General features: G+C 66.9%; 21 protein-coding genes. 9 read left to right on the plus strand and 12 right to left on the minus strand.

All coding sequences use genetic code 11. The annotated features are described in order from the left end of the window. Positions 1-93 precede the first annotated feature (93 nt). Positions 94-1527 carry a DUF349 domain-containing protein gene (locus QNM97_RS12545; RefSeq protein WP_283822976.1) on the plus strand — a complete coding sequence of 478 codons (1434 nt, stop codon included), beginning with the start codon at positions 94-96 and terminating at the stop codon, positions 1525-1527. A gap of 45 nt (positions 1528-1572) precedes the next feature. Here the strand turns inward: QNM97_RS12545 and QNM97_RS12550 are convergent, their stop codons facing one another. Together QNM97_RS12550 and miaB are read right to left on the minus strand one after the other, a co-directional pair. Further along, a complete protein-coding gene (locus QNM97_RS12550; protein WP_283822977.1) occupies positions 1573-2352 on the minus strand; it encodes an Rv2732c family membrane protein in 780 nt (259 codons plus the stop codon). A gap of 8 nt (positions 2353-2360) precedes the next feature. Continuing rightward, positions 2361-3971 carry a tRNA (N6-isopentenyl adenosine(37)-C2)-methylthiotransferase MiaB gene (gene miaB, locus QNM97_RS12555; protein WP_502875037.1) on the minus strand — a complete coding sequence of 537 codons (1611 nt, stop codon included), beginning with the start codon at positions 3969-3971 and terminating at the stop codon, positions 2361-2363. 228 nt (positions 3972-4199) lie between these two features. On the opposite strand from miaB, the gene gluA reads away from it, so the two are divergent. Genes gluA through QNM97_RS12575 form a run of 4 tightly spaced genes read left to right on the plus strand, consistent with a single transcriptional unit; the run spans position 4200 to position 7617 of the window. Then, entirely contained in the window at positions 4200-4928 is a 729-nt protein-coding gene (gene gluA / locus QNM97_RS12560; RefSeq protein WP_014359817.1) for a glutamate ABC transporter ATP-binding protein GluA, read from the plus strand. A 43-nt stretch (positions 4929-4971) separates the two neighbouring features. Then, entirely contained in the window at positions 4972-6027 is a 1056-nt protein-coding gene (locus tag QNM97_RS12565) for a glutamate ABC transporter substrate-binding protein (RefSeq protein WP_283822978.1), read from the plus strand. Between the two features lie 19 nt (positions 6028-6046). Further along, positions 6047-6730 (plus strand): amino acid ABC transporter permease, encoded by a 684-nt coding sequence (locus QNM97_RS12570; protein ID WP_283822979.1) that lies wholly within the window; start codon positions 6047-6049, stop codon positions 6728-6730. Beyond that, positions 6727-7617, plus strand: coding sequence for an amino acid ABC transporter permease (locus QNM97_RS12575; RefSeq protein WP_283822980.1), 891 nt, complete (start codon positions 6727-6729; stop codon positions 7615-7617). The genes QNM97_RS12570 and QNM97_RS12575 overlap by 4 nt, the downstream gene beginning before the upstream one ends. Positions 7618-7745: 128 nt before the next feature. Here QNM97_RS12575 and QNM97_RS12580 read toward each other — a convergent pair whose 3' ends face one another. The 7 genes from QNM97_RS12580 to pgsA all read right to left on the minus strand — a co-directional run bounded on the left by QNM97_RS12580 (position 7746) and on the right by pgsA (position 13539). Further along, positions 7746-8279: a regulatory protein RecX gene (locus QNM97_RS12580; protein ID WP_283823185.1), complete on the minus strand. Its 534-nt coding sequence runs from the start codon at positions 8277-8279 to the stop codon at positions 7746-7748. After that, positions 8273-9316: a recombinase RecA gene (recA, locus tag QNM97_RS12585; protein WP_123925014.1), complete on the minus strand. Its 1044-nt coding sequence runs from the start codon at positions 9314-9316 to the stop codon at positions 8273-8275. Before recA ends, QNM97_RS12580 begins: the two co-directional genes overlap by 7 nt. 235 nt (positions 9317-9551) lie before the next feature. Next, positions 9552-9746: a DUF3046 domain-containing protein gene (locus tag QNM97_RS12590; protein ID WP_006371417.1), complete on the minus strand. Its 195-nt coding sequence runs from the start codon at positions 9744-9746 to the stop codon at positions 9552-9554. Continuing rightward, entirely contained in the window at positions 9737-10990 is a 1254-nt protein-coding gene (locus tag QNM97_RS12595) for a glycosyltransferase (RefSeq protein WP_283822981.1), read from the minus strand. The genes QNM97_RS12590 and QNM97_RS12595 overlap by 10 nt, the downstream gene beginning before the upstream one ends. A gap of 29 nt (positions 10991-11019) precedes the next feature. Next, positions 11020-11835, minus strand: coding sequence for a PspA/IM30 family protein (locus QNM97_RS12600; protein WP_006371415.1), 816 nt, complete (start codon positions 11833-11835; stop codon positions 11020-11022). A 285-nt stretch (positions 11836-12120) separates the two neighbouring features. Further along, a complete protein-coding gene (locus QNM97_RS12605; protein ID WP_283822982.1) occupies positions 12121-12474 on the minus strand; it encodes a helix-turn-helix domain-containing protein in 354 nt (117 codons plus the stop codon). 360 nt (positions 12475-12834) lie between these two features. Continuing rightward, positions 12835-13539: a CDP-diacylglycerol--glycerol-3-phosphate 3-phosphatidyltransferase gene (gene pgsA, locus QNM97_RS12610; protein WP_283822983.1), complete on the minus strand. Its 705-nt coding sequence runs from the start codon at positions 13537-13539 to the stop codon at positions 12835-12837. A 208-nt stretch (positions 13540-13747) separates the two neighbouring features. On the opposite strand from pgsA, the gene QNM97_RS12615 reads away from it, so the two are divergent. After that, a complete protein-coding gene (locus QNM97_RS12615; protein ID WP_283822984.1) occupies positions 13748-14281 on the plus strand; it encodes an amino-acid N-acetyltransferase in 534 nt (177 codons plus the stop codon). 55 nt (positions 14282-14336) lie between these two features. Continuing rightward, positions 14337-14624 (plus strand): YciI family protein, encoded by a 288-nt coding sequence (locus QNM97_RS12620; RefSeq protein WP_283822985.1) that lies wholly within the window; start codon positions 14337-14339, stop codon positions 14622-14624. Positions 14625-14821: 197 nt separating this feature from the next. Here the strand turns inward: QNM97_RS12620 and QNM97_RS12625 are convergent, their stop codons facing one another. Then, complete coding sequence (locus QNM97_RS12625) at positions 14822-15811, minus strand: TerC family protein (protein WP_208790989.1); 990 nt, start codon at positions 15809-15811, stop codon at positions 14822-14824. A gap of 227 nt (positions 15812-16038) precedes the next feature. Between QNM97_RS12625 and QNM97_RS12630 the strand changes: the two genes are divergently transcribed. Then, positions 16039-16470, plus strand: a complete 432-nt coding sequence (locus QNM97_RS12630; RefSeq protein ID WP_283822986.1) for an MmcQ/YjbR family DNA-binding protein — start codon at positions 16039-16041, stop codon at positions 16468-16470. Between the two features lie 32 nt (positions 16471-16502). Here the strand turns inward: QNM97_RS12630 and QNM97_RS12635 are convergent, their stop codons facing one another. After that, positions 16503-19355: an FtsK/SpoIIIE family DNA translocase gene (locus QNM97_RS12635; protein ID WP_283822987.1), complete on the minus strand. Its 2853-nt coding sequence runs from the start codon at positions 19353-19355 to the stop codon at positions 16503-16505. Here QNM97_RS12635 and QNM97_RS12640 point away from each other — a divergent pair. Next, on the plus strand, positions 19333-19716 hold the full coding sequence (locus QNM97_RS12640) for a hypothetical protein (RefSeq protein WP_283822988.1): 384 nt from the start codon (positions 19333-19335) through the stop codon (positions 19714-19716). The genes QNM97_RS12635 and QNM97_RS12640 overlap by 23 nt on opposite strands. A gap of 131 nt (positions 19717-19847) precedes the next feature. Here QNM97_RS12640 and QNM97_RS12645 read toward each other — a convergent pair whose 3' ends face one another. Next, positions 19848-20483: a TIGR03085 family metal-binding protein gene (locus QNM97_RS12645; protein WP_283822989.1), complete on the minus strand. Its 636-nt coding sequence runs from the start codon at positions 20481-20483 to the stop codon at positions 19848-19850. Positions 20484-20508 lie beyond the last annotated feature (25 nt).

Consider the following 20508-nt stretch of genomic DNA (forward strand, 5'->3'; position numbering starts at 1 on the left):
TGGACTCCAGCCCGGCGGCCTGACGCGGTCGGGGATCGAAGTGAACGGCAGCCGTGACGCGCGGCACCACGAGGCGGGAAGGGGCACCTGCACATGAGCGGACCAGACGGGACACCGGAGACCAGCGGGCACGAGGCCGGCGGTGGCGATACCGACACCAGCGCACCCACCACGGCACCGGCGGCCTCGCCCCCGGCGCCCAAACCCGGCCCTCGCCCGGGCCCGCGTCCCGGGCCGCGGCCTCGTCCCCAACCGGGACCGGCAGCGTCCGCCCCGATCCCGGTGGTCACCCCGAATCCGTTGCCGCACACAGATCCCCATCGGTTCGGGCGGATCGATGCCGACGGCGTCGTATGGCTGAAGACCTCCTCCGGCGAACGACAGATCGGATCGTGGCAAGCCGGGTCCATCGAGGACGGGCTCGAACACTTCGGGCGGCGATTCGACGATCTGGCAACCGAGGTCGAGATCCTCGAGGAACGCCTCGCCGCGCGGTCCGGCGATCCGCGCAAGGCACAGGCGGCCGCCAAGCATCTTCTGGAGACTCTCCCCGATGCCGCGGTGATCGGTGATGTCGATGCGCTCGCCGAGCGGTTGTCGGCGATCGTCGGGACCGCGGACGAGGTCGCCGACTCACTCAAGGCCGAGCGGGAGGCCACCCGCGCTGCCGCGATCGCCCGCAAGGAGGAACTGGCCGCCGAGGCCGAGACGATCGGCGCGGAGTCCACCCAGTGGAAGACGTCGGGAGACCGGTTGCGGGCGATCCTCGACGAATGGAAGTCGATCAAGGGCATCGACCGCAAGACCGACGACGTGCTGTGGAAGCGGTACGCGAAGGCGCGAGACGCGTTCAACCGCCGACGGGGCGCACATTTCGCCGAGCTCGACCGGGTACGTGCCGGCGCCAAGGCGCGCAAGGAGGAGTTGATCGCGCAGGCCGAGGAATTGTCGTCGTCGACCGACTGGGGTCCGACCTCGGCCCGCTTCCGGGAACTGCTGGGTGAGTGGAAAGCGGCGGGCCGCGCCCCCCGCGACGCCGACGAAGCACTGTGGCAGCGTTTCAAGGCCGCGCAGGACGTGTTCTTCGCCGCACGTAATGCGGTCGCCTCCGAGCGCGATGCCGAGTTCACCGCCAACGGCCAGGCGAAGCTCGAGTTGCTCGCCGCCGCCGAGGCCGCCATCGATCCCGCCGCCGACCTCGAAGCGGCGCGCCGCGAGTTCCGTGCGTTCCGCGACAAGTGGGACGAGATCGGTAAGGTCCCCCGGGAGCAGATGCACAGTCTCGAGAGCCGGGCCCGCGCCCTCGAGAAGCGGATTCGCGACGCCGAGGACGCACAATGGCAGCGCACCGACCCGGAGGCGCAGGCACGCGCCGCCCAATTCGCCGACCGCGCAGCGCAATTGGAAGAGCAGGCCCGCAAGGCCGAGGAGCGCGGCAAGGCACGTGACGCGGCCAAGCTGCGTGAGCAGGCGGCGCAGTGGCACGAGTGGGCTCAGGCCGCCCAGACCGCGATCGACGAGCTCTGAGCCCGCGTCGGGTCACCGCCGCTCAAGCGCTGGTGTCACCGCCGCTCAGGCGCCGGTGCCACCGTCGGTGGGTGGACGGAAGTCGGTCCGGCCGCGGATGCGGCGGGTCGCCTCCTCGCGTTTGGCGGCCTCGACCCGACGCTGTTCGGCGATGGCGAGGTGATAGGTGCTGCGTGCCCACACGACCCGCGCCCAGTGGAAGGTGAGCACGAAGACCGCGATCCAGCCGAGGATCAGCCCGATCCCGACGCCGGACGGCGGCTCGATCCCGCCGACGCCCGGGGTGTTGCGGGTCCACCAGGCCAGCATCCCGGCAACGCAGGCGACGGCCGATCCGCACAATGCGACCCACGCGATGATCCAGCGCCGGGTGAGCAGTGCGAGCATCGATGCGCCGATCCCGAAGATCACCAGCAGATAGACGAAGACCCGGGAGGTCACCGCCACCCGCTCGGTCACCGCATTCGCCGACATCGTCAGCACGTCGATCCCGCTGGCCGACCCGGTGTGCGGTAGCACCAGCGACACCATCGCGAGCAGCACCGCGACCGCCACGACGATGGCGCGCGCACCCGGGTCGATCTCGCCGGCCACCTTGCGTTCGGCCTTGCGCAGGTCGTTCTCGTAGGCAGCCAGGTCGGCAAGGCTCTCCGACGATCCGGACGGACGCCGGACATCGCGACCGAGGAGTTCCGAGAGCGCCTTGTCGCCCCGCAGGTTCTCGCGGCGTTCACGCGTCGCCGCGGATTCTCCGTCGGCCGCACCCGCGACGTCGTCGCCGTCGCGTCGGTCGGAGTCCTGCGGGTTCTGATCGTCGATACTCATGTCGTCCCTCACTGTCCTGCCGTCGCCATCACGCGCCCGGGATCCGCGGGACCGGCCCCACAGGCCCCGGCACCGCAGCCGTTGTCCTCCGCGACGACCGGCGCGGGACCGATGCCGGGGATACCGAGGCCGACGCCCACTGGCGGAGTCGTCGGGGTCCGGCTCTGTTCGTGCGCGTCACCGGCTCGGGTGCGCCGATGCCCGGCCACCCCGGCGTCGGCGATGAGGTGGTGCGGCGCAGCCTCGGTGACCTCGGTGGTCACGATGTCACCGGGACGGATCGCCGTGGCGCGGTCCCCGGGACGGAAATGAACCAGCCGGCCGTCCCGCGCGCGACCGGTCATGCGGTGCGAGTGCGCGCTCTTGCGGCCCTCGTCGGCGACCACGAGCAACTCGACCTCCCGGCCGATGATCGCCCGGTTCTCCGACAGACAGATCTGCTCCTGGAGTTCGATCAGGCGTCGGTACCGCTCGGAGACGACCTCCGGCGGCACCTGCTCGTCCATCGTGGCCGCGGGCGTACCCGGTCGCGGCGAGTACTGGAAGGTGAAGGCACTGGCGAAGCGGGCTTGTTCGACCACCTCGAGGGTCTGGACGAAGTCGTCCTCGGTCTCGCCGGGGAAGCCGACGATGATGTCGGTGGTGATGGCGGCGTGCGGCATCGCCGCGCGCACCTTGTCGAGGATGCCGAGGAAGCGGGTACGCCGATAGCTGCGGCGCATCGACTTCAATATCCGGTCGGACCCGGATTGCAGCGGCATGTGCAGCTGCGGGCAGACATTCGGCGTGTGGGCCATCGCCTCGATGACATCGTCGGTGAACTCCGCCGGATGGGGCGAGGTGAACCGCACGCGCTCGAGCCCGTCGATGTCGCCGCAGGCGCGCAGCAGTTCGGCGAACGCACCGCGGTTGCGCGGGGTGTCCGGGTCGGCGAAGGACATGCCGTAGGCGTTGACGTTCTGCCCGAGCAGGGTCACCTCGAGCACACCGGCGTCGACGAGGGCGCTCACCTCGGCGAGCACGTCGCCGGGCCGGCGATCGACCTCCTTGCCACGCAACGACGGCACGATGCAGAACGTGCACGTGTTGTTACATCCCACCGACACCGAAACCCAACCGGCATAGGCGGATTCGCGTTTCGCCGGCAAGGTGGAGGGAAATGCTTCGAGGGAGTCACGGATCTCGACCTGGGCGGCCTCGTTGTGGCGCGCGCGTTCGAGCAACACCGGCAACGACCCGATGTTGTGTGTGCCGAAGACGACGTCGACCCACGGCGCCCGGCCCAGCACCGCGTCCTTGTCCTTCTGCGCCAGACAACCGCCCACGGCGATCTGCATACCCGGGCGAGCGGCCTTCACCGGCGCCAGATGTGACAGATTGCCGTAGAGCTTGTTGTCGGCGTTCTCCCGGATCGCGCATGTGTTGAAGACCACAAGGTCGGCGTCGTCGTCGGAGTCGGCCCGGATGTAGCCCGCCTCCTCGAGCAACCCCGAGATGCGCTCGGAGTCGTGGACGTTCATCTGGCAGCCGTAGGTGCGGACCTGATAGCGACGCACGACGTCGTCGCCCACACCGACATTCGGCGAGGTCGCTGCGGATTCGGACAGGTCGATACTCACTCGGTCCAGAGTACGGGGCGGGGGCAAATCGGCTGTCGGGCCTCCGGGCGGGGTCACGTCGGGGTGCTTGTACGGAAAAGTGCACGTGACTACCCGTTTCCTCCTGAATCGGACACGCAGGTGTCGCATTTGCCGCGCCGTTCGGACTTGTCCCCATTAGGGTTGTGACGTATGACCGAATCCCCGAACGCGGCGCCGGGTGCGGCGACCGCCGCCGATTCACCGCCGATGATCGCCATGACGAATGTGCAGAAGCACTTCGGTGAGCTCCACGTCCTCAAGGACATCAACCTCGACGTTCCACGCGGGCAGGTCGTAGTCGTGCTCGGCCCCTCGGGATCGGGTAAATCGACCCTGTGCCGGACGATCAATCGTCTCGAACCGATCGATAGCGGCGAGATCCGCATCGAAGGTGAGTTGCTACCCGCCGAGGGTAAGGATCTCGCGCGCCTGCGCGCCGATGTCGGCATGGTCTTCCAGTCGTTCAACCTGTTCGCACACAAGACGATCCTGCAGAACGTCACACTCGCGCCGACGAAGGTCCGCAAACAGAACAAGGCCGAGGCCGAGAAGCACGCCCTCCAGCTCCTCGAGCGGGTGGGCATCGCCAGTCAGAAGGACAAGTACCCGGCGCAGCTATCCGGCGGACAGCAGCAACGCGTGGCGATCGCCCGATCCCTGGCCATGAACCCCAAGATCATGCTGTTCGACGAGCCCACCTCGGCCCTCGACCCGGAGATGGTCAACGAGGTCCTCGACGTCATGGTCTCGCTGGCCAAGGAGGGCATGACGATGCTCGTGGTCACCCACGAGATGGGCTTCGCCCGCAAGGCCGCCGACCGCGTCATCTTCATGGCCGACGGCGCGGTCGTCGAGGATTCCGACCCCGAGTCCTTCTTCGACAACCCGCAGTCCGACCGCGCCAAGGACTTCCTGTCGAAGATCCTGGGTCACTGAGATGGCCAACCCCACCAACACCCCGGGATCATCGACAAGACATATGCGACAACGTTTTCCACAGACCTCCGGTCATCGGCGACGCGGACGCTCCGCGGCCCTGGGCGCCGCGGTGCTCGTGGCCGCGGTCCTCGCCGCCTGCCTGACCGCCTGCGGCAGTTCCGAACCCCGCAATCTGCTCGACTCCATTCGCAACGGAAAAGTGGTTCTGGGCACCAAGTACGACCAGCCCGGCCTGGGTATCCGCAACCCCGACCGAAGCGTCACCGGATTCGACCCGTCGGTGTCGACCTACGTCGTCAATCACATCGCCGATCAGCTCAAGGTGGCTCATCCCGAGATCACCTGGCGCGAGACACCGTCAGCCCAGCGCGAGACGCTCATCAACAACGGTGAGGTCGACATGATCGCGGCCACCTACTCGATCAACGCCTCCCGCGCGAAGCAGGTCAGCTTCGCCGGGCCCTACCTGATCAACTATCAGGCGCTGCTCGTCCGCGAGGACGACAACTCGATCACCTCGCTCACCGATCTGAACAAGGGCAAGAAACTCTGCTCGGTCACCGGGTCGACGTCGGCGCAGAACGTCAAGGCGCAGCTACCCGGAGTGCAACTGCAGGAGTACGACTCGTACTCGTCGTGTGTGGAGGCCGTGCGTCGCGGCAAGGTCGACGCGTTGACCACCGACGAGGTCATCCTCGCCGGTTACGCCGACTTCTTCCCCGACGAGTTCAAGCTCGTCGGGATGACCTATCCCAAGGACGCGTGCGTGACCAGCAGCGGCAAGAAGGTCCTCAAGAAGCAGGGTGCGCCGTTCTCCACCGAGAACTACGGCATCGGCATGGCCAAGAACTACCCCGACGCGATCACCGCCGTGAACGAGGCGCTCGACGCCATGCTCCAGCCGGGCCCGGGCGGAGGCGAATCCGCATGGGAGGCGGCGCTGCGCAAGGCGATCGGCAATCAGTATGTCGACGAGATGATGGCCCGTGCCGCCGCGCCCGGATCGAGCTACAAGTTCCTACCCGATCCCGGACCGCAGGCCGTCGACAAGATCATCAACTCCATGTCCACCCCGTGCCCGCCGGGACTGAGCTGAGGAAGGCAGGTGAACAACCATGAATGAACTCTGGTCGGACATGGGGCCACAACTGTGGCCCGCGTTCAAGGTGACCCTGGAACTCACCTTCTGGTCGGCGCTCGGCGCGCTCATCTGGGGCATCATCCTGGCCGGGATGCGGGTCTCCCCCGTTCCGGTGATGCGCTGGTTCGGCGCCACCTACGTCAACATCGTGCGCAACACGCCGCTGACACTGATCATCATCTTCTGCTCGGTGGGCCTCTATCAGAACCTCGGTCTGGCATTGGCTCCGGACAACAACACCTTCATCGAGAACAACAACTTCCGCCTGGCGGTGCTGGCCTTCATCCTCTACACGGCCACCTTCGTCTGCGAGACACTGCGATCGGGTTTCAACACCGTCCCGATCGGGCAGGCCGAGGCCGCCCGCTCCCTGGGCCTGGGTTTCACGCAGGTCTTCGGGATCATCGTGCTGCCACAAGCGTTGCGCGCGGTGATCGGACCACTGGGCAGCGTGTTGATCGCCCTGACCAAGAACACCACGATCGCCTCGGTGATCGGGGTCGCCGAAGCCTCGCTGCTGATGAAGGAACAGATCGAGGACCACGCCAATGAGATCGTCGCGATCTTCGTGATCATCGCCATCGGCTTCATGATCATCACCCTGATCGAGGGCGCCATCTTCGGCTACCTCGCCAAGCGACTGGCGGTGAAACGATGAGCGGCGCAACAGTTCTCTACGACGCACCCGGACCGAAGGCACGGATTCGCAATGCGATCATCGCCGCGATCTTCCTCGCGGTGATCGTCGCGGTCGTCGTGTACGTGCTCGTCGTCCTCACCGACAACGATCAGCTGACCGGTGAGAAATGGAATCCCTTCGTCACCGGGACCACCTGGACGACCTACATCCTGCCGGGTCTCTGGGGAACCCTGAAAGCGGCGTTCCTGTCGATCATCTTCGCCATGATCCTCGGTTCGGTGCTCGGCATCGGCCGACTGTCCGATCACCTGTGGGTGCGGACGCTGAGCGGCTTGTTCGTCGAGATCTTCCGTGCCATCCCGGTACTGATCCTGATGATCTTCGCCTACTACCTGTTCGCCGATTACGCGGTGTTCCCCTCCTCGCAGTTGGCGTTCGCGGCGGTCGTCACGGGTCTGACCCTCTACAACGGGTCGGTGATCGCCGAAATCCTGCGTTCGGGCATCAACTCACTGCCCAAGGGACAGACCGAGGCGTCGATGGCGTTGGGACTGCGCAAGTCCCAGATGATGCGCATCGTGCTGCTGCCGCAGGCGATCACCGCGATGCTGCCCGCCCTGATCTCGCAAATGGTCATCGCACTGAAGGACTCTGCACTCGGCTACGCCATCGGCTACGTCGAGGTGGTCCGGTCGGGCATCCAGTCGGCGTCGTATTACGGCAACTACCTGCCCGCACTCGTCGTGGTGGCGGTGGTGATGATCATCATCAACTTCGGACTGTCGTCTCTGGCGACCTTCATCGAGAAGACGTTGCGCCGGGGACGCCGCAGAACCGACGTACCCCACGGTGAGGACGTGGATCTCGGCGCCATGGAGAACATGCCGAACTTCGGTCCGCGATAACGCACTCCAGGCCCGTATCGATCAGACGATGTTGCCGATCAGTATGACGTTTCGCCCGGATTCCGAGTGAAACGTCATACTGATCGAGCTGTTTCTCGGCTCGGCGCGATCAATTCACTCCGCCGAGTTCATTCCGGCCGCGCGTCGAGGTGCTCGCCGACGACGTCGATCGCCAGGGACTGCGGATACCCGCGGCGGACCAGCATGCCCACCAGTCGACGAAAGTGCTTGTCCCGCTCGGTGCGATCGGCCACCTGCTCGAGCACACGCGGAGTCAGTTTCTTGGCGACCAGACGGCCGGCCACGGCACGCTCGTCCTCGGGGTCGATGTCGGCCAACGCATTCTCGATCGTTGCCGCATCCACGCCCTTCGCCTTGAGCTCGTGACGTAGCGCCACGCGTCCGCGTCCCGAGTGGGTGTGGCGTGACCGCACCCACTCGGAGGCGAAGTCCTCATCGTCGAGCAGACCCGCGGAATCCAGGCGCCGCATCACATCGGCCACCGTGTCGGCGTCAAAGCCGCGCCGACCCAGTCGCTCCTGCATCTCGCCGCGCGACCGCGCCCGGACTCCCAGCAGTCGCAACGCCACATCCCACGCCGTGGGGCCGGTTGCGCCGCGGGAGTCGGTTGCGCCGCGGGGTTCGGTTGCGCCGGTCAGAATTCCACCGGAGCCGGAGCAACGTCATCGGCGTCGACCACCGCGCCGATGCCCAACTTCTCCTTGATCTTCTTCTCGATCTCGTCGCGGATGTCGTCGTTCTCGAGCAGGAACTTCCGGGCGTTCTCCTTGCCCTGACCGAGCTGATCACCCTCGTAGGTGAACCACGAGCCGGACTTGCGGATGAAGCCCTCGGCCACACCCATGTCGATGAGCGAGCCCTCCTTGGAGATGCCGTGTCCGTAGAGGATGTCGAACTCGGCCTGCTTGAACGGCGGTGCCACCTTGTTCTTGACGACCTTGACGCGCGTGCGGTTGCCGACGGCGTCGGTGCCGTCCTTCAGGGTCTCGATGCGACGGACGTCCAGACGCACCGACGAGTAAAACTTGAGTGCCTTACCGCCCGTGGTGGTCTCCGGTGAGCCGAACATCACGCCGATCTTCTCGCGCAGCTGGTTGATGAAGATCGCGGTGGTGTTGGAGTTGCTCAACGCCGAGGTCATCTTGCGCAGCGCCTGGCTCATCAGGCGGGCCTGCAGACCGACATGCGAATCGCCCATCTCACCCTCGATCTCGGCCTTGGGCACCAGTGCGGCAACCGAGTCGATGACGAGGATGTCGAGGGCACCGGAGCGGATCAGCATGTCGGCGATCTCCAACGCCTGCTCACCGGTGTCCGGCTGCGACACCAGCAGGGCATCGACGTCCACGCCGAGCTTGGCCGCGTAATCCGGATCGAGCGCGTGCTCGGCGTCGATGAACGCCGCGATACCGCCCTGGGCCTGTGCGTTGGCGACCGCATGCAGGGCGACGGTGGTCTTACCCGACGATTCCGGGCCGTAGATCTCGACGACGCGGCCGCGCGGGAGTCCGCCGATACCCAGCGCGACGTCGAGGGCGATCGAGCCGGTCGGGATCACCTCGATCGGCTGTCGGGTCTCTTCGCCGAGCCGCATGACCGAGCCCTTGCCGAAGTTCTTGTCGATCTGTGCGAGTGCGAGATCGAGGGCCTTCTCACGATCCTGGGGCGCTGCTGCCATGGCTGTCTCCTCGTGTCTGTGCGCCGGGGACTCCGGCGGTCATCGGGTGGGTCGTCGGTATCGGTGTGATTCGTGAAGGACGTTAGCGACGGGGTCCGACAAAACCGTTCACGTCCTCACGAGAGCTTTGGACGCACGCGGTGCCGAGTTGGTTCCACACCCCTACAGAATTGCGTGAACATGTGTTCGATGGCAAGTCCGACACGCGGGTTCCGGGCGACTTCTACCAGCGTGACTACCAGCGGTGGCGCGGCACGTCGAAGTCCCGACAGATCGCCACCCACACATCGCGCGGATCGACGCCCGCCTCGATCGCCTGCGCGCCCGTCCGTCCACCGAGTTCGGTGAGCACGTGATCGGACAGGATCGAGTCCGCCGACATCGTGCCGAACTCCTCGGTGATCAACTCGGTGAACTCGGTCAATCGCATCGCGGCACTCCCCCTTTACCCGTCCGGTACCCACCGCCGTGTCCGAGCGCATCCCCGGCGACCGACCGACGGTACACCTCGCACACCACGCGCACCGGGTCCACCACGTCCGACGCCGATGCGGCAGCCGATGCCGCGGCGCGCGCATACCCCGGATCGCCGAGCACCGCGGCGACCGCCTCGGCGATCGCGTGCCCCTCGACCGGCCGCACCAGCATGCCGCTGCCCTGTCGGGCCACCCGGTTGGCCAATTCCCACTGATCACCGCCGCCGGGAACGGTGACCACCGGTACCCCTGCCGACAACGACTTCGCCAGCATCCCGTGACCACCACCGCACACCACCACATCGGCTCGGCCCACAAGCTGATCTTGCCGTCCCAGCCCGGCGGTCACCGACAGCCCGGGCGCCCCGAACCCCTCGGCCCCTGGTGGGTCGAGCGCCGAGATGACCACGCGCACAGGATCTCTCGATGCCAGCTCGGTCAATCCGGCCAGCGTCTCGGTGAGCATGTCGGCCGCACCGATCACCGCGGTCGACGGCGCCACCACCACCACGGGGCCGGCGCCCGGCGGCGGTTCGACGATCACGTCGGTGGGCTCCCACAGAAGTGGTCCGACCAGGTGCGCCCGCGTCGGCCAGTCCGGTCGGGGGACCTCGAGCGCGGGCAGGGTCGCGATCAGTCGGGGAACGCCGGGAGGAGACTCCGCCAAACCGATCCCCCGCCGTGCGGTCGCACGCTGACGCTCACCGGCACGGACGGAGACATTGCTCGCCGTGCGCAGCGCGATGTCGCGGAGTCGACCACCGACGCCGTCACCCGGGCTCAGCCCGGCGCCGATGGGCGGCAATCCCCGCGACGGCAGGTAGAGCGGATGCGGCGACAATTCGATCGCGGGGATTCCGCACAGCTCCGCCGCCCACAACCCGCCGACGGTGATGACATCGGAGATCACCAGATCGGTTCCCCGGGCGGCGAGCACCGGTGCAAGCGCAACGGCCATGCGGGCGGCGCGCGCACCGAGCTTGGCACCGGCATCGGAATCGTCGTCGGTGGCCCGAGCGCGCAGGCCGGGTAACTCCGCGACGTCGAGTCCGCGCGAGCGCGCCACCTCGTGCCACACGGCGCCGGTCCATACCGGCGCCGAGATGTCTTGCGCTGCAAGCTTTTCCGCCAACGCAAACGCCGGGAACGCGTGTCCGGCGTCCGGACCGGCGACGATGGCGACCTTCCGGGGGGCCACCGGAGACGACGTCGGCGGCAACGGTGAGGTCAGTTGCCCGTCTGCGGCGGCTCGGTGGTCGGCTTCGTCAGTCCCGGTGCCGGCTGCGCCGCCGGGGACGCCGCTCCCCCGGTCGGCAGCGAGCCGCCGGACATGCTGGCACGAATCTGTTCGAGACGCGCATGCCCGGCCATCTGCACGCCGGCCTGCTCGACCTCGGCCATCCGGCCCTGTACCGAATTCTTCGCCAATTCGGCGGAACCGAGCGCGTTGGCATAGCGTCGCTCGATCTTCTCGCGCACCTGGTCGAGGCTCGGGGTGTTGCCCGGCACCGAGAGCTCACTCATCTGATTGAGAGAGGCGCTGACCTGCTCCTGCATCTTGGCCTGCTCGAGCTGGCTGAGCAGTTTGGAGCGTTCGGCGAGCTTCTGCTGCAAGATCATCGCGTTGCGTTCGACCGCCTGCTTGGCCTGCTGCGCGGCCTGCAGGGATTGATCATGCAGCGATTTCAGGTCCTCGACGCCCTGTTCGGCGGTGACGAGCTGAGCAGCAAAGGCCTCGGCCGCGTTGGTGTACTCCTGCGCCTTCTGCGCATCGCCTGCGGCATTGGCCTGATCGGCCAAGGTCAGCGCCTGACGGGTGTTGGCCTGCAGCCGCTCGACCTCTTCGAGTTGACGATTGAGCTTCATCTCGAGCTGACGCTGGTTGCCGATCACCGACGCCGCCTGCTGCGAGAGCGCCTGATGCTGGCGCTGCGCATCCTCGATCGCCTGCTGGATCTGGATCTTCGGGTCGGCATTCTCGTCGATCTTCGCGTTGCCGAGTGCCATCAGATAGCGCCACATCTTCACGAACGGGTTCGCCATGCTTCTCGTCAGCTCCATTCAGAACGGTTTCGCGTCGGTCTGCACACCAATCTAGCGTCTCGGTCGGCGGTGCGATGCAGTCCGGCATTCAGTTGGGGGATTACCCCGGGGATACCCGGATCTCGCGGATCGCGCACACCTCACATCGCCCGGCCACCCGGACATCGAGGGATCCACCGACATCTCACACCCGCATCGACAGTCCCGAACGCATACGCGACCGAGACGCCGGATTTCGGGGCGACAAGCGGCGCCGCCGAACGGGTGTCGTCGAACGAGGCGACGTCAGGCTGCCGCCAGCGCGGTCGCGTGTGTATGCACCTCCGGTGCCGCGATGACCACCTTGGACGCGATGCCCGCCTCACGGTCGGCACCGTCGGCCGCCTGAGCCGACGCCGTGGCATGGTCCGGACGCATGGCGGTGCCGACGTCGAGGAGCAGATCGGCGATCTCCACCTCGAGAGCGTCGCAGATGGCGGCCAGAAGTTCGCTGGATGCCTCTTTCTGACCCCGCTCGACCTCGGACAGGTAACCCAGACTCACCCGCGCATCGGTGGACACCTCACGCAGCGTCCGGCCCTGCTGGGTGCGAACGCGACGCAGGCTGTCGCCGAGCGCCTCTCGCAAAAGCATTGCCATCGGGCTTCCTCCCTGTCTGTCTCGCACATCCGAACACCGCCACCGGTGGCGATGATCCACCCGCGATGGGCCCCACATCGTGTTGGCGAACCACCACCGCGCTGTTCAACGCCCGACGGGGGTGTGTCGTTCCCGAAGGTCACGCGCGGGCAACCGTTGAACGCGCGTGTGGACGACAGTAGTCGAATTCCGTGACCGTCGCCGCGTCTCCCGCGGCGAGCCGACACGTGTCTCCGGCGCGAGCCGACACGTGGGACCCGGCCTGGGCCCGCCTTATCCGCCGGACGATGCCTGATCCGACAGCCGATGCTGATGCGCGGGCCGGCGTCGTCTCCGCGGGTCACTGGTCGTCTCCGCGGGTCAGTGTCGTTCGGGGCCCGACCCGGTGATCGGGGCGCCCTGGTGCGGTGCGGCCCCGCGGGCCCGGTGGCGCGCGGAACTGCGCAGGCGCAGCGCCTGCCACACGTAATCGAATCCGGTGGCCACCGTGATGACGACCGCCACCCACATGATGATGACCGCCAGCAGATGAAACGCCCCACTCAGCGGAAAGAGCAGCAATCCGATACCGATGGCCTGCAACAACGTCTTGAGCTTGCCGCCCCGGCTGGCGGGGATGACCCCGTGTCGCAGTACCCAGAACCGCAGCGCGGTGACGCCGAGTTCGCGGACCAGGATGATCGCGGTGATCCACCACGACAGATCCCCGAGTAGCGACAGTCCGATCAGTGCCGAACCGATCAACGCCTTGTCGGCGATGGGATCGGCGAGTTTGCCGAAGTCGGTGACCAGGTTGCGTCCACGGGCCAGGCGGCCGTCGATGTGGTCGGTGATCGCGGCGACGCCGAAGATCACCGCAGCGCCGACACGCCACCAGGTCTGGTGTCCACCATCGATGAACAGGACCACCAGGAATACCGGTACCAGGACGATCCGGAAGACGGTCAGCGCGTTGGCGATGTTGACGACCGGCACCGGGTCGACGGGATCGGTGATGTGATCGGGTCCCCGCCCGACGTCGGCGAGACCGCGTTCGTTGACCGCCCGGCGCATCCGATCGGTCATGAGACCGCATCCCGGGCGCCGGCTCCTGTACTCGGCGCCGGACGCGTGTCGTTCATTCGCACGATCACCAGGGTATCGACCGAGGCATGCTCGGCGATCGGCGGATCCGGGCGTGGACCGGCCACCCGTCACCGGTGCCCCGTCGCGGCTCCGGTCGGGAGCCTGCCTCCCGGTGACGCGCCCGGCGGCCTGGGGGCAAGATGAACGCATGAACTCCCGTGGCGAGGTCGTCGTCCGTCGTGCCCGGACCTCCGACGTTCCGCGCATCAAGGAACTCATCGACCAGTACGCCGGGCGAATCCTGTTGGAGAAGAACCTCGTCACGCTCTACGAGGCCGTGCAGGAGTTCTGGGTGGCCGAACTCGACGGGCTTGTCGTGGGTTGTGGTGCACTGCACGTACTCTGGGCCGACCTCGGTGAGGTCCGTACCGTCGCCGTCGATCAGCAGTGCTCCGGGCGGGGTATCGGCCACCGGCTCGTCGCACGACTACTCGACGTGGCGCGGGAGTTGCAACTCGCACGCGTCTTCGTGCTCACCTTCGAGACCGAGTTCTTCGGCCGACACGGGTTCCGGGAGATCGAGGGCACGCCGGTCACCCGAGAGGTGTTCGAGGAGATGTGCCGCTCCTACGACACCGGTGTCGCGGAGTTCCTCGACCTGAGCTACGTCAAGCCGAATACGCTGGGCAACACCAGGATGCTGGTCCACCTTGATGCGCCGGCCGCCGAACAATCGACATGATGAGCCGAAACCTCAACGTGTCGAACGATATTCACCAGAGCGAGGAGATTCTTTCGTGACCATTTATGCGGTGCATTACGGCTACGAGCCGGCCAAGGCGGCCACCCGCGACGCCCATCGTGCCGTCCATCGTCAATGGCTGTCGGAGGAGCACCAGGCCGGCAACGTGCTCCTCAGCGGTCCCTACCCCGACGGCTCCGGAGCATTGATCTTGATCCGGGTCGACGGCGACATCGACGCTGCCGAGGCATTCATGGCCAACGACCCGTTCAACGCACACCAGGCCGTCGACTCGGTGCGCATCGTCGAGTTCACCCAGGTGTACGGACCGTTCGACGACTGACCTCGCCACGACCGCGGGGCAGGATCGCCGGCGCCGTGACCGCGATCGGCGTGACGCTCACCGATTGCACCCTGACACTCACGCCGGACGCCGGTCTCCCCGACGCCCCACCGCAGGTACGGCGGGAATTCCTTCACACGTCGCAATGAGGCGGAAGGCGGTGCGGACCGATACCGGTCCGCACCGCACCGACCTCATCACGTCGGCGGAACCGCCTTCTGTCGACGCGAACTCACCAGGCTCGCGACCGTCGTGATCACCAGGGTGCCGACGATGATGCCCAGCGAGAGCGGGGTGGAGATCTCCGGGACCGACAGGTGCTCGCCACCGTTGATGAACGGCAGGGTGTTCTCGTGCAACGCGTGCAGCACCAGCTTGACGCCGATGAAGGCCAGGATGAACGACAGGCCGAACGACAGGTACACCAGGCGGTCGAGCAGGCCACCGAGCAGGAAGTACAGCTGACGCAGACCCATCAGCGCGAACGCGTTCGCGGTGAACACCAGGTAGGGCTGCTGGGTCAGTCCGTAGATCGCCGGGATGGAGTCGAGGGCGAAGAGGATGTCGGTGAAGCCGATGACGATGAGCACCAACAACATCGGGGTGGCCATCCGCTTGCCGGAGATCCGGGTGAACAGGCGGTCGCCGTCGTAGGTGTCCGTGGTGCGCAGGACCCGCTTGACGAACCGTTCCAGACGCGATTCGCGCTGCTCCTCGTGCTCGACCGGATCGTCGCTCTCGCGCAGCAGCTTGATCGCGGTGAAGATCAGGAACGCACCGAACAGGTAGAACACCCAGCTGTAGGCGTTGATCGCGGCAGCGCCGACGGCGATGAACAGACCACGCAGCACCAACGCCATGACGATGCCGAGCAGCAGCACCTTCTGCTGGTATTCCTTGGGCACGGCGAACTTCGACATGATGATGACGAAGACGAAGAGGTTGTCGACCGAGAGTGCCTTCTCGGTGACGTACCCGGCGAAATATTCACCGCCGTACGTCGATCCCCATTTCCACCACACGAATCCGCCGAAGATGACGGCGATCGTGATGTAGATGGCCGACCACATGCCCGATTCCTTGAGGGAGGGAGCGTGCGGTACGCGGACGTGGGCGAAGAAATCGAAGATGAACAGACCCAGGATCACCAAACACGTGATGATCCACATCGTGGTCGAGACTTGCATGAGCGATCTACCTCCAGCGCGCAGCACAAAGATGGTTGCGATGCCAGAGGTCTCTCCCGCCGTTGGACGACCGGGGATCCGGGCCTCGGTCCGAAGGTGATCGGCACCTTCGGGCTCCGCGACCGTATTGACGGACCCGCCGCGAGATGGGGATACTCCCCTCTTCGATCTGCGACCACCCTACACGATGTCCGATTCGACCGGTTCGCCTGACGACGCGACCTACGATGGCGGCCATGGCACGTCACCGGTCCCGCGCGGCCACCGTGGACGACATCCACGCCGCAGCCCGGTCGATGCCGTATGTCACCGACGCGAACGGCGATCCCGATCGCCCGGTCTATCAGGTCGGTGGCAAGAGTTTCGTGTTCTTCCGCACCCCGCGCCCGGACGCGGTCGACGAGGCCGGACACCGTTACGACGACGTCGTGGTGCTGTGGGTGCCCTCGGAAGCCGACAAACAGGCGCTCGTCCAGGACCCGAGGTCACCGTTCTTCACGACCACGCACTTCGACGGTCACCCATCGGTGCTGCTTCGGACGTCGAGGATCGGTAAGATCTCGGTCGACGAATTGACCGAGATCGTCACCGATGCCTGGCTGTCTCGGGCCTCGGCGCGACGCGCACGCGACTGGCTCGCCGCGCACGGCGACACCTGAGACCGCGACTGCCGAGACCGGCATGCCCGGGTCTACTCGGCCTCGGTGTCGCCGTCCTGCTCCCCGCCGCCGTTGATCGATGCGATCACGCCGGCCAGATCCTCCGGCTTCACCAGCACCTCGCGGGCCTTGGACCCCTCGCTCGGTCCGACGACCCCTCGGGTCTCCATCAGATCCATGAGTCGTCCGGCCTTGGCGAAACCGACACGCAATTTGCGCTGGAGCATCGACGTCGAGCCGAACTGGCTGCTGACGACCAACTCGATCGCCTGGAGCAGATCGTCGAGATCGTTGCCGATGTCGGAGTCGATGTCCTTCTTGTCGCCGGCCTTGGCTGCGGTGACGCCCTCGGTGTATTCGGGCTCGGCCTGCTCCTTGGCGTAGTCGACGACGGCACTGATCTCCTCGTCGGTGATGAACGCGCCCTGCATGCGGATCGGTTTGTTCGCCCCCATCGGCAGGAACAGCCCGTCGCCCATGCCGATGAGCTTTTCCGCGCCCGGTTGGTCGAGGATGACACGTGAGTCGGTCAGCGACGACGTCGCGAACGCCAGACGCGAGGGCACGTTGGTCTTGATCAGGCCCGTCACCACGTCCACCGACGGCCGCTGGGTGGCCAGCACCAGATGAATGCCCGCGGCGCGGGCCTTCTGGGTGATACGCACGATCGCGTCCTCGACATCGCGCGGGGCGGTCATCATCAGGTCGGCGAGTTCGTCGACGATCGCCACGATGTAGGGATACGGCTTGTACACGCGCTCGGACCCGAGTGGCGTGGTGATCTCACCGGAACGCACCTTCGCGTTGAAGTCATCGATGTGACGCACCCGGGACGCCTTCATGTCCTGGTAGCGCTGCTCCATCTCCTCCACCAGCCATGCCAACGCGGCTGCGGCCTTCTTCGGTTGGGTGATGATCGGCGTGATCAGATGCGGGATGCCCTCGTACGGGGTCAGCTCGACCATCTTCGGGTCGATGAGGATCATCCGTACCTGCTCGGGTGTGGCCCGGGTGAGCAGCGACACCAGCATCGAGTTCACGAAGCTCGACTTACCCGAACCGGTCGAGCCGGCGACCAGCAGGTGTGGCATCTTCGCCAGATTCGCGCTGACGAAGTCACCCTCGATGTCCTTGCCGAGGCCGATGACCAGCGGGTGACCGTCCTTGCGGGTCGACGGCGCGGTGAGGACGTCGGCGAGACGCACCATCTCCCGGTCGGAGTTGGGTACCTCGATACCGACCGCCGATTTACCCGGGATCGGCGCGAGAAGCCGCACATTGTCGGTGGCCACCGCGTAGGCGATGTTGCGTTGCAGGGCGGTGATCTTCTCGACCTTGACCCCCGGGCCGAGTTCGACCTCGTACCGGGTGACCGTCGGCCCACGGGTGTAACCGGTGACCGCGGCGTCGATCTTGAACTGCTCCAGAACACCGGTGACACGATCAATCATGTCCTCGTTCGAGCTGCTCCCCTGCTTGGGCGGATCGCCCTCGATCAGCAGGGCGGTCGGCGGCAGCCGATAGTCGCCGTCGGCGGGCTCGACGGTGAACGGCTCATCCGCGTCGTCGTCGACGGGGGTCGGCGGCGGGGCAGCCGGAGCCGCGGCGGGCGGCGTGGCGCGCGCGGGCTTGGTGGTATCCGAGGTCGCCCGAGCGGCGGGTCGGCTGCGCGTCCGGCGCGGCGCCGGTGGCTCGGCGAGCGGTTCGGTGACCTCGTCGACGAACGGATCGGTGGTGGCGTCGTCGCCGAATCGCTCCGTCGTCGCCGACGCGAGCACGTCGCCGGCACTGACCGGTGCCGGACGACGGGATCGTCGGGAACGCCGCGGACTCTCGGCGGCCGGGTCCGGCGGGTAATTGTCGTAGGGATCGGGCGAGTACCCCGGGTCGCCCGCGGGACGACCGCGTCGAGCGGACGACCCGCCGAACCGATCGTCGGATCCGAAGTCGTCGCGATCGTGGGCGTCGCGATCGTGGGCGTCGCGATCATGGTCGTCGGGATCATAGGGATGGGGTTCGTCGGAGTCCCACGGAAGTTCGTCGTCGTCGGTGTCCCAGTCGTCGACACCTGCGGTCAGGCCGAGATAGGTGCGCACTGCGTCGAGCACGTCACGCACCGTCCGGCCGCTGATGACCAGAACGCCAAAGGCCATGCACAACAACAGGATCGGCACCGACACCCATGCCGTCGCACCGGCGGTCAGCGGCGTGCCGACGGCAAACCCGAGGAACCCGCCGGCAGCAGAGCGGCCATCGAGATCCGTCGGCGACCCCGCCATCAGGTGGATGAGTCCCAGCAGCGGCAGCACAATGAGCAGCGCGGCACCGATGTAGCGGCCCCGACGCACCGGGTTCGGCGGGCGTCGCATCAGGACGATCGCCGCACCGACCAGCGCAACCGGGATCACGACCGCCAGGGAGCCGACGATCGCACGCATCAGCGCATTGATGAAGGCCCCGGCGGGACCGGCTGCGCCGAACCACACCCCCGCCGCGATGAGCACGGCGAGCGCCAACAACCCGAGGGCCACACCGTCGCGCCGGTGCGTGTGGCCGACACCGTCACGGGTGGTCGATGCACGGTCGCGATGTGCGCGCCGGTCGACTGCGCGTCGCCCGCCACGCGGGCCGGCGTCGAGGTCGGGGTCGTCGTACTCTGCGGCTGCGTCGTCGTCATGGGCGTCGTCGTAGTGGTCGTCGGGAAAGTCACCGTCGTGGAAGTCGCCGTCGTAGAAGTCGTCGTCGTAGAAGTCGTCGCTGCCGGCATCCCGGCTCGACGGTCCCCGCCGTCCCGAGCCCGCACGCGCGACACCGCCGACTCCGCGTGCCAGGAGTCCCCAACCGGCGCCGACGCCCTTGCCGATGCCCTTGCCCACGGCACCCACCGCACCTGCACCCGGACTGCGCCGGGAGATGTCTGCCGACGCGGCCGCACTCGACCGCGATGCCCCGCGGGATGTGCCCGACGTGCGGGTCTTGCCCGCGGTGGCGCTGCGCGTACCCGACCGGGATGACCGTGAGCTCGCCGAACTCGACTTCCCCGAACTCGACTTCCCCGACTTCCCCGACTTCGACGACGCCGCCTTGGCACTCGCGTTCTTCGACCGGGATGCCGATGTCGACGTACGTGAGCGCGTCCCCGAGGACCGTGATGCCCCCGACCGCGTGGACGAGGACCCCCCCGACGCACGGGATGCGGACGTGCGCGTGCCAGTGCTCGCTCTCGAAGCCATGCCGACAGACTAGTCGGCAATGATCACCTCAGTCACACGGGCAACACCGGCAACACCGGCGCGTGTCGAATTCGTGACCCACGACGTGGCGATTTCGCTGCCGTCGTGCTCCCGAATCCGCAAACCATCAGAACCCGCCGGCCATCAGAACCCGTGGGCCGCGGCCTTCACTTCGTCGATCCGCCCGGGGTCGCCGTCAAAGGTCACGGTCACCGGCGTCCGCCCGGTCGCGAACAGCAGCAACTCCCCGGGCGTACCGGTGACCGTCACCGGACCGCCGCTGCCACCCGAGGCGAGGTCGCTGCCGTCGGTGCCACGCAGCGTGACATGCGCCGGCATCGAGCGCAGGGTCATCTTGCTCATCGACCGCAACGGCATGCGCAGCGCGTCCTGCAGTCCGGGGTCGAGGACGCGCGGAACCCACTCGCTGTCGGGATCGGCAGCACCGCGCAGCACGTCCTCGTGGTGGATGAACATCTCGGCCAGATTCACCCACCGATCCAGTGGTCGCATCGGTGAGAAGATCGGCGGGCCGGAGGCGAGGTCGGCGAGCAGTGCGTCCCAGTCGGTGTCGGCGGCCACCAATGCCTGCACCTTCTCGGTGTACCCGGCGAGGGGTTTGATCAGGATTCCCGGTGCCGCATCGAGTCGGCGTTCCCGGACCACGAGATGCGCGGCGAGGTCGCGGGTGGTCCATCCGGCGCACAATGTCGGCGCATCCGGACCCACCTCCCGCATCGAGTCGACAAGGGCACGGCGTTCATCCTGTGCGAAGCTCACACCCCAACGCTACTGTCTGCGGTCG

Source organism: Gordonia sp. L191 (assembly GCF_030077625.1).
Taxonomy (GTDB): domain Bacteria; phylum Actinomycetota; class Actinomycetes; order Mycobacteriales; family Mycobacteriaceae; genus Gordonia; species Gordonia polyisoprenivorans_A.

What these genes read in the sequence shown, in the direction of transcription:
- QNM97_RS12615 (WP_283822984.1), top strand. Translation starts at nt 13,748, where the DNA reads ATGAACTCCCGTGGCGAGGTCGTCGTCCGTCGTGCCCGGACCTCCGAC.
- QNM97_RS12545 (WP_283822976.1), top strand. Translation starts at nt 94, where the DNA reads ATGAGCGGACCAGACGGGACACCGGAGACCAGCGGGCACGAGGCCGGC.
- QNM97_RS12640 (WP_283822988.1), top strand. Translation starts at nt 19,333, where the DNA reads ATGCCCTTGCCCACGGCACCCACCGCACCTGCACCCGGACTGCGCCGG.
- recA (WP_123925014.1), bottom strand. Translation starts at nt 9,316, where the DNA reads ATGGCAGCAGCGCCCCAGGATCGTGAGAAGGCCCTCGATCTCGCACTC.
- pgsA (WP_283822983.1), bottom strand. Translation starts at nt 13,539, where the DNA reads ATGACCGATCGGATGCGCCGGGCGGTCAACGAACGCGGTCTCGCCGAC.
- QNM97_RS12590 (WP_006371417.1), bottom strand. Translation starts at nt 9,746, where the DNA reads ATGCGATTGACCGAGTTCACCGAGTTGATCACCGAGGAGTTCGGCACG.
- QNM97_RS12575 (WP_283822980.1), top strand. Translation starts at nt 6,727, where the DNA reads ATGAGCGGCGCAACAGTTCTCTACGACGCACCCGGACCGAAGGCACGG.
- QNM97_RS12600 (WP_006371415.1), bottom strand. Translation starts at nt 11,835, where the DNA reads ATGGCGAACCCGTTCGTGAAGATGTGGCGCTATCTGATGGCACTCGGC.
- QNM97_RS12565 (WP_283822978.1), top strand. Translation starts at nt 4,972, where the DNA reads ATGCGACAACGTTTTCCACAGACCTCCGGTCATCGGCGACGCGGACGC.
- QNM97_RS12630 (WP_283822986.1), top strand. Translation starts at nt 16,039, where the DNA reads ATGGCGGCCATGGCACGTCACCGGTCCCGCGCGGCCACCGTGGACGAC.
- QNM97_RS12605 (WP_283822982.1), bottom strand. Translation starts at nt 12,474, where the DNA reads ATGGCAATGCTTTTGCGAGAGGCGCTCGGCGACAGCCTGCGTCGCGTT.
- gluA (WP_014359817.1), top strand. Translation starts at nt 4,200, where the DNA reads ATGATCGCCATGACGAATGTGCAGAAGCACTTCGGTGAGCTCCACGTC.
- QNM97_RS12625 (WP_208790989.1), bottom strand. Translation starts at nt 15,811, where the DNA reads ATGCAAGTCTCGACCACGATGTGGATCATCACGTGTTTGGTGATCCTG.
- QNM97_RS12550 (WP_283822977.1), bottom strand. Translation starts at nt 2,352, where the DNA reads ATGAGTATCGACGATCAGAACCCGCAGGACTCCGACCGACGCGACGGC.
- QNM97_RS12570 (WP_283822979.1), top strand. Translation starts at nt 6,047, where the DNA reads ATGAATGAACTCTGGTCGGACATGGGGCCACAACTGTGGCCCGCGTTC.